The sequence below is a fragment of the Mesorhizobium sp. M0664 genome, assembly GCF_040320565.1.
GTDB lineage: Bacteria > Pseudomonadota > Alphaproteobacteria > Rhizobiales > Rhizobiaceae > Mesorhizobium.
Window position 1 is genome coordinate 51,699 of the sequence record NZ_JAMYPW010000032.1, and the last position, 14,021, is coordinate 65,719.

A 14,021-nucleotide genomic window follows, 5' to 3' on the forward strand; every position below is an offset into this window, starting at 1 on the left:
TGTACGCGAGCCTACTACCGTTTGCGGCGAGAATGAGGCTGGGCGATAACTTATTAACACCTTCTAATATAGGCGGTGCGGCTTGTCGAAATGGCGGAACGTGGCACTAAGGCGTGAGGGCGCTTCGTCGCCGCGCGGGGCCCCGCGGATTGTCAAATTTGAGCTGCGCAACCGGTCGCCAAAGCTCCAGCTTGTGGCCGTCTGCTAACCGCCTGGCGTGCTCTTTCGCCGCGTCGTGGCCTGTGCAAGCAAGGTGACCCCGCCCGCAAGCTGGCGGTGTTCGTCCAGACCGTAGACACGATAATTCGGCATCGCTTGTCCCGACCGGCGACGACATTCCAACGGTCAGCCTCGCTGTGGAACGCCGAAATTTGATTCCCTATGGGTCACATGCGATGGGTCGCGCGCCGGGTGAGGGTGCACGAAAATCGCCGGACGATGCGCTTTGGACTGGCAGATTGACGCTCTCGATATCGCCAGCGCCGGCGGTCAACAAGGCATCTGCGAGATTTTCCTGTCGGCCAAACCGTTTGCCTGCAATGCCTGCTCGGCGCCGGCTAGGCTCTCCAGCCTCGGACCCGTGATAGCAGATGCTGTGACAAGGCCTCGGCGGCCCCGCCGAGGCGCGTCGTGGCATAGGCGAACGCAGTAAGGGCAAAGCCCGCCATGATCGCCCCGGCCCGGCGGGCGGCGCCGACCTTGCCCCGCATGGCCGCCGTCAGGTCGTTCGCCACGGCGCGCGGCAGCACCTCCCGGACGTAGCGCCCTTCGGCTCCGAGGCCGTCTTTGGACCCTGCGAGACCCCTCAACACTGCCTTGGCGGTGCCCTCGACGAGGCAGCGGTGGACGAAGTATTTCCACGTGGTGCGCTGGACCGGAACAGCGTGCAACACACGCGCCGCTGTCCGATACGCCCAATAGCCTCCAGGGTATAGGCTGGCGGCCCGGATGCAGAATTCCGTCTCCTCGCAGCTCTCAGCCTTACCGCCGATCCTTGCTCGGCCGCTGACGGAGAACCCGAGCTTGCGGCGCCCGAGATCCGGCGCGAAGCCACCGGCGCGCCGCAGCACGTCGGCGCGCACCGACATGTTGGCCCCGATCGGGTTGCGGATGCGCCCGTCCCGCACGTGCATGCCGGCGTAGGTGCAGCCCACCACCCAGTGGAATTCGGCGGGAAACCAGGAGGGCGGCGGCACTTGCCACAGCGGCTCAACCGGGCCGCCGGCGCCCAACACGGCTGGATCCCGATAAGCCTCCAACAGCTCCTCCAGCCAGTGCGGGTCGGCGATGGCGTCATCATCGAGGAAGGCGATCACCGGGGACGTGCTGTATTCCGCCCCTGTCATGCGCCCGCCCGACAAGCCCGGTTGCCTGGCATTGGCGAGGACGGTCACGCCGGCAATCTCGCGCGCGGCGCGCTCTAACAAGGCCTCGTTGTTGTCCACGACCACGACGATTTCACGCGCGGCAGGCGTTTGGGTGCGGACGGACCCGACCGCACGCTTCAACTCTTCCCAGCGGTCAAGAGTGTGCGCGCAGATCACGACGGAGGCTTCGGTCATGGGGCTTCCCGGACGGCTTCTGAGGCCGGGCGGGTCTCGCGGGTCGGCGCCGCCCGGGCCGTTGCGGCTTTGAGGATGTTCCAAATCACGCTTCCGTCATTGCGGATATCGAACTGGTCGTGTTCGTCGGCGGGGTAGCCTCCGCTGTCCTGCCGCGACGCCAGCCGCCACACGATCCAGCCAGCGCACCGGGGATCGCGGGCGAGCGTATCGAGCCATATGGCGTAAGCATCGGCGGAGTCCCGATTAGAGCGGGCATAGCCGAATTCCTCCAGAAGGACCGGCTTATTGGCTCGGGCCGCCAGTTGGCAAAATTCGGTAATCTGGTCGTCAAATTGCTGGACTGTGAGGTTGTAGTAGAGCGGGTAGCCGTGCCAGGTCCCGAAATCGAGAGTTGGGATCGTCAAATCGGACAGCTTCTCGGAAACGTTGGCGTGCCCTGAGCTGACAAGGTGATTGGAATCGAGGGACTTCACGTAGGCCGACATTTCGGCAGTCCAGGCCAGCCGCAAAGCCTCTGGGCGTGCATTACCTTCGTTCATCAGCTCCCAGGCCATAATCGTTGGATCGTCCCGGTAGGCAAGTCCGGTTAGCAGGTTGACGCGCTGCACGACGTGGCGGACCCAGGTCCTGTAATCCCGTTTCGTCCGGGGGTCATCGAAGAAAAACGTGGACTGGTCTTGGCTCCCATACCAAGCCCGCATCTGCTGGGCGCCACCCGTGTAGGCCCAGAAATCCAGGAAGGCGATGATGAGCCTGAGGCGTCGCTTGCCGGCTTCGGCGACGAGGAAATCAATCTTCTGCATGCCGTTCGCGCCATCATTGATCGCCATTCCGTTCTCGCCAGGGTCCCAAGAGAGCAGGTACATTCCTCTCACCGCGAGATCACTGGCATCGGCCTCAAGCCGCCAGTTCCAGATCGTAGCAGTGCTTCCGTCGAGCGATCCGATCACTGGCTGGAGGAAGATACGAACCACGTTGGCCCCCATGGCCACCGCGTCATCGAGAACGCGGATGACTTCGTCCTGCGACCCGAAAGTGACATAGTGGTTGTTCACGCCGGCCACAAAAAATGGCTTGCCATCGACCGTAAACGCGGTGCCGGAAGTCCTGATGAAGGACGCTGGCGGCAAGTTGTCCGCCGCGCTCACGGCTGCCGGAATAAACAGCAACGCGAACACCAGCACACGCAGTCCGGCGTTGCGCAGCCCATATTTCACTCGTTGCCAGTCGACGATCATCCGGGACTGTGGCTCTCGCCTGGCGCCGAGTGCAACAGCCCCGAAGGATTACCTCCTCTGACCTCGCACGGCCCGTCGTTGTTCGGGCATAGTGTGCTTAGCCCATTCCGGTCGCTCGAGTATGGACCTGTGCTGTCAGACATCGCTCCCAACCAAGGATTCGGCTCCTCGAATTGGCGAGTCCCCGCGGCGGTAACGAGTAGGAAATTTTCTCGCGCTGTGGCTCTTTATCTGCCTCGCCTGGCTCGCGGGGCCGCGGCGGAGAGTTGGCTAGGCGCCTCGATCGGGGGGGTGGTTTTCGTCAAAGCTGTGGTCTTGTTTAATCCGCCGCGAGAATCACAATGCGCATTTGCTTGAGTGTCGATCCGTCGCGGCCGCTACGCTGGCATCTGTGGCTGGCGGAGGCGCTTGCTGAAGTGCCCGGCAACGATGTCTCCTGCGCTTTCGCGGCCGGCTACCGTCCGCTGCCGTTGATCTTCCGTCTGCTGCTCGAACTCGAAAGACTAGTCTATGGCTTAGGCGCCAACGGCGCCACCGACCCCGTCGAGGCGGCGCTGCGGTCCCTGCCGCCCCCTCCGGCCGACGAAGTGGACGTGGTGATCGATTTGAGCGGAGAGGAGCCCCTCCCGTCAGGGCGGCGCGTGCTGACGCCGCTCTTCAACGGTGTACCCGGCGAGATCGGAATCATGGCGGCCTTGGCGAACGATCAGGACCTTCTCGTTGACCTGCACGACACGGCGCGCCCGTCGCAGCCGTGGATGGCGCGTCCGGCCAGTGTTGACCGTGAAGTATTTGCAGCGAGCCTCGATAGCGTCCTCTCCTGCGCTGTGGCGCTGATCCTAAAAGCCTTGCGCGAGGAAACCGGTTCAGCTGCGTTCGGTGTCCCCGGCCCACGCACGGCCTCGCCTTCGCTCGGCGCATTTCCGGCCCTTGCAAAAGCGACACGCACAGTGACATCAAAGGCAATCAGATTCTTGGACATGCTGGCAAGAGGCGGCAGGACGTGGGCGATTGGCTGGCGCTTCGATGAATCGGCCAGCCTGCTCGACAAAGGCGAAGCAGCCTTCCGGGTGCTCACCGGAAAGGCCGACAGCTACCTTGCCGACCCGTTCCCATTCCGGCACCAGGGGCAGGATTTCATCTTTGTCGAAAAGTACCTCTACTCGAAGAACCGGGGGTGCATTGCGGTCGTGGCAGTGGACCGGAACGGGACCGCCGGCGCACCCCAGATCGTCGTGGAGGAACCGCATCACCTCTCGTACCCGTTTGTGTTCGAGCAGGACGGACAGATCTGGATGATCCCCGAATCGGCGGCGGCCAGGAATGTCTGTCTCTACAGGGCAGTGGAATTCCCGTACCGGTGGACACGGGAGGCCTGCCTCATCGAGGGCATCGAGGGCTACGACACCACGCCGCTCTGCCACAAGGGTGGTTTCTTGTTTTTCGTCAGCCTCAGGGTGTGGAGGTCCACGTCCTGGGATGTCCTCAGCCTCTACCGTGCCGAGAGCCTGACCGGGTCTTGGACGCCTTATGCCGCAAACCCCGTCCTGATCGATGCCACGCTCAGCCGCCCCGCAGGCGCCGTCATCCGACACGGCGGACGGACGCTACGCCCGGTCCAAGACTGCTCGCGCGGCTATGGGGGCGCGGTGACGTTCTGCCGGATCGATGCGCTCGGAGAGTTGGAATTTGCCCAGACACCGGTCGGTCGCATTAGGTCCGGAGCCTTCGGATGCCACACCTACAACCGGCGGTCCGGCCTGGAGGCGATCGATTTGTTCGGTCATATCGGGGGTCTGCGAGAGGTCACGACCTCGTATCGGTTGCTTGTATCCGATGCGCCGGTCTCGGAACCGCATGGGCAGCCCCTCTCCTGGCCGGTCTCGCGTCCGGTTTAGCCACCCACTGCCAACTGGTCTAGCAAAAGGTACCCCCGCGAAGGCCCGGGCGCGCTCGACCCTTCTCGGGCACAGAGAAAGTAGTACCTCGGAAGACGGCCGAGTGAAGCAGCGAACCGACCTGCACGTCGCAGCTTCTGGCCAGTGGCAATGTCGGCGTTGTTGGACGTTCATTCATCGGGCCGGCCGACCTTCACTGCCTTCTGCATCGCCCACTCGGGCGAACTTGACGCTTGTGAGCTAAGTGCAGGCTGTCGGGTCGATGAATGTCCTCGCTGGCGTTGAAGGTGGCCCCTGAGGTCCAAACGGGTTTGGCAACGCTGCCAACACAGCTGCTGAAGGTCACCGGTGCTGCTGCCCTGTTATCCGCGGTGGTGGTACGCGATGGAAATAACCTGAAGGGATAACCACAAAGAGTTAATCACCTATTTGTGCTTTATAACCATATATTGTTCTTTCTATTGCTGAGGCTAATTAATAGACTTCACATTGATGAGACTAAAAGTCGGGGGTAAATTCTTTTTTGTCTCGCAATATTCTTTCATTTCATCTTCGTTCAATTATTTCGGGGAGTCCGCATATGCTTAGGATAAGCACATCCAGGGATGTGGCTGCCATTGAAGCGGGCACTTACGGCCTGTCGCTGGCGGCGCATTCGCATGCGCGCCGCGTGGAGCACCGGAATTTGGATTTCATCCGTCCCTCCGCCGCGAACGACTTCGGTCCTCTGTGCCGCTTTGTATCCGGGACCCGTCCTCTCGTCCGAGACTGGTCGGCAGTCCTGGCTCGCTTCCAACCTTCGCTACAGGTTCGACGGCTCGACCGCACGGTGCTGGCATGAATGCCCCTGTCTCCAGCATCGTCGCCCACGGCACTGCTGTGTCGGCGGCTGATCCAATCAGTGTCGCGCTGCGGCGGTCGCTGACTCTGCCACGAGTGAGCTTTATCGTCCCGACGCTCAACGAAGCCGAAAACCTCCCTTGGCTTCTGCCGCGCATCCCCAACTGGGCGCATGAGGTCATTATCGTGGATGGTCGTTCGACGGACGACACAGTCGCGGTTGCGCGCCGCCTGCGCGAGGACGTGAAGGTTGTCATGGAGCCCCGGCGGGGCAAGGGTGCTGCACTGCAAGCGGGATTCCTGGCCGCCACAGGCGAAATCATCGTCATGCTGGACGCCGACGGCTCCATGGTGCCGGAAGAGGCGATCGTCTTTGTCAGTGCGCTGATGGCCGGCGCGGATCTCGTCAAGGGTTCACGCTTTATCCAGGGCGCAGGCACCGACGACATGTCGCTGTTTCGGATGTTCGGCAATAAGGGGCTGACCCTGTTCGTGCGGCTGCTCTATGGCGGTTGGTTCTCCGATCTATGCTACGGATACATAGCCTTTTGGACCAAGCACGTCGCCACGCTGGACTGCGATTGTGATGGGTTCGAGATCGAGACACTCATCAACGTGCGGGCCTTGAAGAACCACCTCAATATCGTCGAGGTGGCGAGTTTCGAGGCTCCGCGTATCAGCGGTGTGAGCCATCTGCGCGCCATGCCGGACGGCTGGCGCGTCCTGAAAACCATCCTGCGCGAGAGGGTGCATCAACAGCGCAGGCAGAGCGCGACAGCCTGTGTTGTCGGTGGACAGACCTGATGCGAATTCTGATGGTTGCCGCTCGCTGCTATCCCCTCATGGGCGGCATCGAAACTCACATCCAGGAAGTCGGTCCCCGCTTGGTGGCGCGCGGCCACACGGTCGACGTGCTGACCACCGATTCTTCGGGGGAGTTGCCGGTCGAGGAGGAGGTGAGCGGCATGCGGGTGCAGCGAGTACCGGCCTGGCCGAGGAAGCTGGACCTCTATGTCGCGCCCGGCATCTATAGCGCGATCCGGCGCGGGGCTTGGGATCTGATCCATTTCCAAGGTTACAACACCTTCGTGGCGCCGATCGGGCTGCTCGCGGCGATCCGCGGAAACCTGCCGTTGATCCTGACCTTCCACAGCGGCGGGCATTCCTCCCGGCTGCGCAACGCCGTGCGCGGCACGCAGCACGCGCTGCTCCGGCCGCTGGTGGCCCGGGCCGCGCGGTTGATTGGCGTCTCCGAATTCGAGGCCAACTTCTTCAGCGCCAGGATGCGCGTGCCGCGGGAGCGGTTTGTTGTCATCCCGAATGGCGCCGCAATGCCCGCTGCGAGCCCCAGCGTTAAGGTCGATCCGCACCTGATCGTCTCGGGCGGCAGGCTGGAGCGCTACAAGGGCCATCACCGGGCAATTGCGGCCTTGCCCGAACTGATCCGCCGGGTGCCAGACGCGCGACTGCACGTCGTCGGAACAGGCCCGTATGAGGGAGAATTGCGGCGCCTCGTAGCGACACTCGGCCTCGAGAAGCGGGTCACTATCGCGAGCATCCCCGGATCCGACCGGCAGAAAATGGCTGACCTCCTGGCGAGCGCCGCGCTATTCGTCCTGTTCAGCGACTACGAAGCTCATCCGGTCGCCGTGATGGAAGCGCTGGCGCTGCGCCGTCCAGTTCTTGTCAGCGACACGTCCGGTCTGCGGGAGCTGGCCGCAAATGGCCTGTGCCGAGCGATTCCGTGCAACGCGGGTCCGGAAGAGCTGGCCGCCGCCATGGCCGAGGAACTGGAGGCCCATCGGGAGGTCCCGGATTTGGCGCTGCCCGACTGGGATGCCTGCGCGCGAGCGCTGAGCGACGTTTATTGTGAGGTCCTGAGCAGCCGATCCACGGTCCGCTTGCCCCCCGGCTGCCTGATGCCGCGGGCTCCTGCAGCGGAGGCATGAGCCTGATGATGCAAGCTCATTTGACGGCGGGAGCCAGGATCAACCCGCTCCGGGCCGGGATACGATTCGTCTCGGCCGTTATCGGTCCCGACCTTCGCGGCGACAGCGCCGATACCCCGCCGCAACGGGCCAACTTCGGATGGATAGCGGTTCTGTGCCTGACGGTTGCCACCGCTCTGCTGCTGGTCGTGGCCGGGCACGTCGCCGGGCGCCGGGCCTATGACGTGGCGCCGCTGTTCTTCTGGTGCGGTGTCGTCCTCCTCGTCGTCCCGACCAGCCTTCGCATAGCCTCGCCGATACTAGCCAGGGGTGAGCGCCTCTTCCTCCTGTTTTTGCTTGCCGAAGCCCTGTTATACTACAAGGCGGTCTATTCCCCGACGAGCTTCATCAATTACGACGAGTTCTTGCACTGGATCGCAGCCGACGATCTTATGACGGCCCGCCGCTTATTTCTGTCCAATCCGCTTCTCCCGATCGGCCCAACGTATCCCGCCCTCGAAATCCTTTCGACGGCGATCGTCAATCTGACGGGATTGCCTTTGTTTATGGCGGGGACTCTATTGTTGGCCGTCCTCAGGGGCACGTTCATCGGTGCCCTGTTTCTGTTTTTCGAAAGCATCACCGCATCGCCGCGTATCTCGGCCATCGCCTGTCTGGCCTACATGGGCTGCTCAACCTTCTTCCTGTTCGATTCGATGTTCTCCTACGAGAGCCTCGGCATCGTGCTGTGCGTGCTGACCTTCGCGGTCGAAGCAGCGTCCAAGGATCTCGTCGGGCGAGCGAGGCTGAAGTCGCTCGGGCTGATTGCCCTGCTGTTGGCAAGCCTCGCCGTCACGCATCACCTCTCGGCCGCCTTCGCTGCCATCTATTTCGGAGCGCTGGCCACCCTCGAGGCTTTGTGCCGACACGACCCACTGCGGATCAAGACCAGCATTGCTGTGGGCCTCGCGGCGATGCTCGCCGTTGCCCTGCCGTCCGTGTGGGTGCAGGCCCGCGGCATTCCTCTCACAGGCTATCTCGGCCCGGTGATCGAGTCCGGCTTCGACACATTGCTCGGGAAGATCCTGGGCGCGCCGCCCCCGCGGTCGGAGCACCTCGGAGCGCCGGACAAGGCCCTCTACATGCGGCTGACCACCTTGCTGGGGCTCCTGCTGGTGACGCTCGGACTGGCAACGGGATTCTTTCGGTCGCTGGCGATGGCAGCGCCGAGTGGTGCGCGGTTCGGTTGGCATCCGATCCAGGACATTCTCAAACGCCGCTGGCGCGACAGCCGCCTCGTGCTCCTCAGCTTGCTGGCCTTCGGGCTCCCAATCTCGGTGACCTTCCGACTGACCGTCGCCGGGTGGGAAATCGGCAACCGCATGGGAACGTTCGTGTTCATCGCCGTCGGGCTAGTCGTCGCGGTGAGCATCGTCCACTACTGGCAGGGCCCCACGCCACGCGGGTGGCGCCGCGTCGCACCGGCCGTTGCTCTGGTGGTCATCGTCCTGAGCGGCGTCACGAGCTCCTCGATTAATCCGATCCATGGGCGATACAGGGTGGCCGCAGATCAGGAATCGATCGAGCCGATGGGGATCGAAACGGCACGCTGGGTCAAGGAATGGCTTGGTGCCGGCAACCGCTTCACCACCGACCGCATCAACCGCCTTCTGCTTGCGAGCTACGGTCGGCAGGACGTCAGGGTCACCATCGTCGAAGGCATCGATCCCGCGCGCATATTCGAGGCCGAGACATTGGGGCCCGACGAGTTTTGGGCCTTGGCGGGAAGCGACATCGATTTCCTGCTGATTGACCTGCGCCTGACCACGGCTCCGCCGGTGCTCGGCTTTTACTTTCAGCCGTGGCAAGGGCAGCAGGGAACGCCGCTCTCGGGCGCAGCGCTGCTCAAGTTCAATGACGTCAAGGGCGTTACCCGTATCTATGACAACGGCTGGATCGTCATCTATGACGTGAGGGGATTGCATGAAAATTTTTAGCACGCGGGACCTGCTGGTCGCGTTCCTGTGGGCGGGGGCCGCGGTGGCGGCCGTTGCGCTCAGCGACAGCTTGCTCCTTCGCACTGCCCTGTGCGCGCCCATGGTTTTCTTTATTTCGGGCCACACGGTGCTGCGGGCCATTGGCGTCTGGACCACCTCCGCGTCGCAACACCTCGTCTACGCGGTCGGCGCAAGCCTGGCCGCCGGCATCGCCGGCGGCTTTGCTCTGAATGCCGCAGGCTTCCTTACGCCGCTCGGCTGGGCGCTGTGGTTCTGGGCGGTGACGGCCGCCGCGGCGCTGGTGGCAACCAGCTGCCGCGACACTCCCGATCTGCCAGCCTGGCCGGCTCCGTCGCGGGTTCGGCTCTGGCAGGGGGCCGCGCTCATGCTAGCGGTGCTTGTGGCGACCGGAGCCTACGCGCTGGCCGTCCGGGACGAAGCGGCCTTTCGGGAATTCAAATATACCGAGTTTTGGATGTTGCCATCGGCCAGTGGCGAGTCCGGCCGGATTACCGTTGGCATCAGGAGCGCCGAGACCCAACCTCAGCGATTCGACGTGGAAATCACCCTTGATGGGCAACCGTTCGCCGTTTTCCGATCGATCGCTGTCGCGCCGGGCGACATCTGGGCGCGGGAAATCCCGGTGCCTGCCTTGGCAACTCGCCAGACGGCCGAGGCGCGGCTCTATCGACCGGAAGACAACCGGCTCTATCGCAGCGTTTCGACGCTGGTGCCGCCCATCTGAAATGAGGGTTGACCATGCGCATCCTGCTGCTATCGCAGTTCTATCCCCCGGTGATCGGGGGAGAGGAGCGGCACGTCCGCAATCTCGGCGCCGCGCTGGCGCAGCGGGGCCATCATGTCAGCGTCGGGACCTTGATGCATCCCGGATCGCCCGAAACCGAGTTGGACGGCGCGGTTCGCGTGCATCGCCTGCGCGGCACGCTCCAGCGTCTGTCGGGCCTCCACATCGATCCCGAGCGCCGCCACGCACCACCCTTCCCGGATCCCGAACTGGTGCTTGCACTGAAGCGGCTGGTCGCCCGGGAGCAGCCGGACATCGTCCATGCCCATAACTGGATCTACGCGTCCTTCTTGCCGCTTAAAAGTCAGAGCGGGGCACGCCTTGTGGTGACGCTGCACGATTACGGCCTTGTCTGCGCCAAGAAGAACTTTATGCACTTGGGCACCAATCTCTGCAGTGGCCCAGCGCCGGCCAAGTGCTTACCTTGCGCAACCGCGCATTACGGGGCCATGAAGGCAGCCGGGATAACGTCGAGCAACTGGGCCTCGAGCTTCGCCGCTCGCCGTCTGGTGGACCGCTTCATCGCGGTGAGCCACTCGGTGGCGCGTCACACCGGGCTTACCCCAGGCCGCTACGAGGTCATCCCCAACTTCGTGCCCGACGATGTCGGGGTGCTTGGCCCGGAAGATCCCGGCTTGCGAGAGGAGCTGCCTGCGGGTGGATTCATCCTGTTCGTCGGCGACATGATGCGTCTCAAGGGCATTCGCGTTCTCCTGCAAGCATACGCGAGCCTGTTGCAGGCACCGCAGCTAGTCCTGATTGGGCGCCGGGTCGCCGATACGCCAACCGAGTTTCCGCCGAACGTCCGCGTCCTCGGTGCGTGGCCGCATTCCGCCATCATGCATGCATGGCGCCGCTCACTGTTCGGCGTGCTGCCCTCGATCGGACCGGAAGCCTGCGCAACGGTCATCATGGAAGCGATGGCGTCCGGCAAGGCAGTCGTCGCAACCGACGCCGGCGGCATGCCGGATCTCGTGGATCATGGGGAGACAGGGCTTCTCGTGCCGCCCGGTGACGCGCACGCCCTGGCCGACGCGATGCAAACACTTCTGGGTGACCGCGCCTTGCTCGCCCGGCTGGGGGCGACAAGCCTCGCCAGGGTCGGGCGCCTCAAGGCCGGAGCGGTCGTGACCAGGATCGAGCAGGTCTACCGGGACGTCCTGCGTCCAGCCACCAGGTCAGCGGCGCCGACGCAGCAAGGTGCGGGAGAGCCATCATGCCAGTAGACCTCGTCGGGACCACCATTATTCGCGTCCGACGAGAGTTTGGAAGGAGCGCCGCGCTTGTGCTGAATTCCGGCGCTCTGGCGATCGGAACGATTGCAGCGGCCGGTCTTGGGTTTGTCTATTGGTGGCTCGCGGCCCAGCTGTTTCCGCCGGAGGTGATCGGCAAGGCCTCCGCCCTCCTGTCCGTGATGGGGCTCGTCGGACTGCTGGGAGAGGGCGGGCTTGGGACCCTGTTGGTGGGTGAAATCGTACGGCATCCAGGCAGGGAGCGCGGCCTCGTCGCCGCGGCGGCGTGCGTTGGAGTGGCGCTGGCGGTCGGCCTGGCCTTGTCGTTTGTCTTCGGGCACGCGTACCTCGACAGCTCGATCGGGCCGATCGGCGGCTGGTTCGAGGGTGTTGCGTTCGTCCTCGGCTGCGCCCTGACAGTTCTCGGCATCCTGGCAGACCAGGCGTTCGTCGGCAACTTGCGCAGCACCGACAGGATGATCCGGCAAGTGCTGTTCTCCACGTCCAAGCTGATGCTGATCGCCGGCGCTGCGGCCGCCGGGTGCACCTCCAGTGCCGCGGTTCTTCTGACCTGGGTGGCCGGCCTGCTGGCGTCCTTTGTCGGCGTCGATCTCTTGACCCGGGGCGGGGGGCGTCATCTTGTTGGACCTCCGGATTTCCAGCTGCTCCATATCCTCCGACGCAAGGTGGTCGACCATTACGCGCTCGATGTGGCCTTGCAGGCCCCCAGCGTCATCATGCCCTACCTTGTCCTGATTCTCTTGTCGCCGACCACAAATGCCGCCTTCGTGTCGTTGTGGATGCTGATCTCCATGGCGTCATCGATTCCAGCAGCCATGGCCACGGTCCTATTCCCCGTGGTCAGGGCGTGCCCGAAACAATCGAGACACGATGTCCTTGTATCGGTGGCGGCGTCATTGCTCTTTTCGCTGGTCTGCGCCGTCGTGGTCTTCACCTTTTCGCAGCAGATGCTTGCGGTCTTCAATCCAGCCTATCCTGAGATCGCCGGTTCGAGTCTGCGCTTTCTCGGCTTCAGCCTGTTGGGATCAACGCTCAAATTTCATGCCTGTACGCTGGCGCGGTTGGGCGACAGGATGCGCAAGGCATCGCGCTGGTTCGCGCTTGGCGGATTGCTGGAGCTGTGCTTGGTGATCGCAGGCGCAAAGCTTGATGGGCTTCAAGGCCTGGTTCTGGGCTGGACGATCGCCGTCAGCATCGAGGGTGCGTGTGCTGCCCTGATCTTGGGCTTCGCGATGAAACTGGATTCTGCCGCCGGCCCTGTGCACGAAGAATCTACCACCTCGCCGCTCCAGCCTTGAGGAGACACCGGTCATGGCGCAAGGTTATCGACCGCAATTGGATGGCCTGCGGGCCATAGCGATCGGACTCGTCGGTCTCGAGCACTTTGGCGGGCCGTGGATCAGAACGCACTTCCCGGTCGGAGCGGGAGCTCTGGGCGTCCAACTGTTCTTCGTCCTGAGCGGCTTTCTGATTACGCGGAATCTGCTATCCAGGCTGGAGCAAGCCCCTGCGGGCGAAACCATCCGCCGGTTCTATATCGGCCGGGCAGTTCGCTTGATGCCGGCGTACTACCTGACCCTGCTGGTCCTGTTCGTTCTGGGGATGCCCGAGGTTCACGACTTCATTCTTTGGCATCTAACCTACACGAGCAACTATCTCGCCGCGGCCGGAGGCCCACTCCTGGTGTTCTGGTCTCTCGCTGTGGAGGAGCAATTCTATCTGTTGCTGCCCCTGCTGATTCTGCTGTCCGGGCGCAATGCCGCGCGAGTGGCGGTATTCCTGATCGGCACCGGGCTACTGTTGCGCATATTGGTTCTGGCCACCCCGATCGACCGGTTTGCTTTCGAGCTCTCGATCTTCGGCAAATTCGAGATCCTCGGGCTGGGCGTGCTTATTGGCGCGCTATCCTATGCCGAGTCGAGGAGAGGGCGCCGCCTCCGAGCCGGTCCGGGCTGGTGGTTGGCCGGCCTGGCATGCCTCGCGTTCCAATGCGTCGCTTGGTACGTCGCTGGCAATGGCATCCTGCGCCACCTCACATTCAACCTGACGGTCGGGGTTTATTTTGCCTGTCTGGTGGTGCAGGCCGATGCGGAGCGGCCAGGCTTGCTCGCGCGGTTCAGCGGTTTCAGGTTCGTTCGCTTCGTCGGCAAAATCTCTTATGGTATCTACCTCACGCACTTGTTTTTTCTGAAGCTTTTCGAGTCCAGCACGGTCGTCGAGTGGTTCGGAACCATTCCCCTTTGGGGTCAAGGGCTGAGTGCCGTCGTGCTGAGCCTGTGCGTTCCGACCGTCTCATGGTTCCTGATGGAGTCCCCGCTGCTCAAGCTAAAGGAGCGCGTGCTGGACGGACGCGAGGCCGTTGCCGTCCGGATGGCGCCGAACGACAAGACCTCACAGACCCCGAGCCGCGCCGGCTAGAGCACGTCCTGTGATCGATGAATCGATTGTGATGTGACGGGTGCGTTTTGTGCTGATTCAACATCCACCTCGATGGAGG

The 14,021-nt window shown here is 63.3% G+C and carries 10 protein-coding genes; 8 read left to right on the top strand and 2 right to left on the bottom strand.

Annotated elements, in window-relative coordinates:
• Positions 1 to 557: 557 nt before the first annotated feature.
• Together NKI39_RS23715 and NKI39_RS23720 are read right to left on the bottom strand one after the other, a co-directional pair.
• A complete protein-coding gene (locus NKI39_RS23715) occupies positions 558 to 1,562 on the bottom strand; it encodes a glycosyltransferase family 2 protein (protein WP_352834821.1) in 1,005 nt (334 codons plus the stop codon).
• Positions 1,559 to 2,803: a glycoside hydrolase 5 family protein gene (locus NKI39_RS23720; protein WP_352834824.1), complete on the bottom strand. Its 1,245-nt coding sequence runs from the start codon at positions 2,801 to 2,803 to the stop codon at positions 1,559 to 1,561. Before NKI39_RS23720 ends, NKI39_RS23715 begins: the two co-directional genes overlap by 4 nt.
• Before the next feature lie 341 nt (positions 2,804 to 3,144).
• Between NKI39_RS23720 and NKI39_RS23725 the strand changes: the two genes are divergently transcribed.
• The 8 genes from NKI39_RS23725 to NKI39_RS23760 all read left to right on the top strand — a co-directional run bounded on the left by NKI39_RS23725 (position 3,145) and on the right by NKI39_RS23760 (position 13,942).
• Entirely contained in the window at positions 3,145 to 4,701 is a 1,557-nt protein-coding gene (locus tag NKI39_RS23725; protein ID WP_352834827.1) for a glucosamine inositolphosphorylceramide transferase family protein, read from the top strand.
• Positions 4,702 to 5,580: 879 nt separating this feature from the next.
• Positions 5,581 to 6,345, top strand: coding sequence for a glycosyltransferase family 2 protein (locus NKI39_RS23730; RefSeq protein WP_352834830.1), 765 nt, complete (start codon positions 5,581 to 5,583; stop codon positions 6,343 to 6,345).
• On the top strand, positions 6,345 to 7,490 hold the full coding sequence (locus NKI39_RS23735; RefSeq protein WP_352834833.1) for a glycosyltransferase family 4 protein: 1,146 nt from the start codon (positions 6,345 to 6,347) through the stop codon (positions 7,488 to 7,490). Before NKI39_RS23730 ends, NKI39_RS23735 begins: the two co-directional genes overlap by 1 nt.
• Positions 7,491 to 7,714: 224 nt before the next feature.
• Positions 7,715 to 9,466 carry a putative glycosyltransferase family protein gene (locus NKI39_RS23740; protein WP_352834835.1) on the top strand — a complete coding sequence of 584 codons (1,752 nt, stop codon included), beginning with the start codon at positions 7,715 to 7,717 and terminating at the stop codon, positions 9,464 to 9,466.
• A complete protein-coding gene (locus NKI39_RS23745; protein WP_352834838.1) occupies positions 9,453 to 10,211 on the top strand; it encodes a hypothetical protein in 759 nt (252 codons plus the stop codon). Before NKI39_RS23740 ends, NKI39_RS23745 begins: the two co-directional genes overlap by 14 nt.
• Positions 10,212 to 10,225: 14 nt before the next feature.
• Entirely contained in the window at positions 10,226 to 11,497 is a 1,272-nt protein-coding gene (locus tag NKI39_RS23750) for a glycosyltransferase family 4 protein (protein WP_352834841.1), read from the top strand.
• Positions 11,498 to 11,556: 59 nt separating this feature from the next.
• Positions 11,557 to 12,822 (top strand): lipopolysaccharide biosynthesis protein, encoded by a 1,266-nt coding sequence (locus NKI39_RS23755; protein WP_352834844.1) that lies wholly within the window; start codon positions 11,557 to 11,559, stop codon positions 12,820 to 12,822.
• A 13-nt stretch (positions 12,823 to 12,835) separates the two neighbouring features.
• Positions 12,836 to 13,942, top strand: a complete 1,107-nt coding sequence (locus NKI39_RS23760; protein ID WP_352834847.1) for an acyltransferase family protein — start codon at positions 12,836 to 12,838, stop codon at positions 13,940 to 13,942.
• The last annotated feature ends 79 nt before the right edge of the window (positions 13,943 to 14,021 follow it).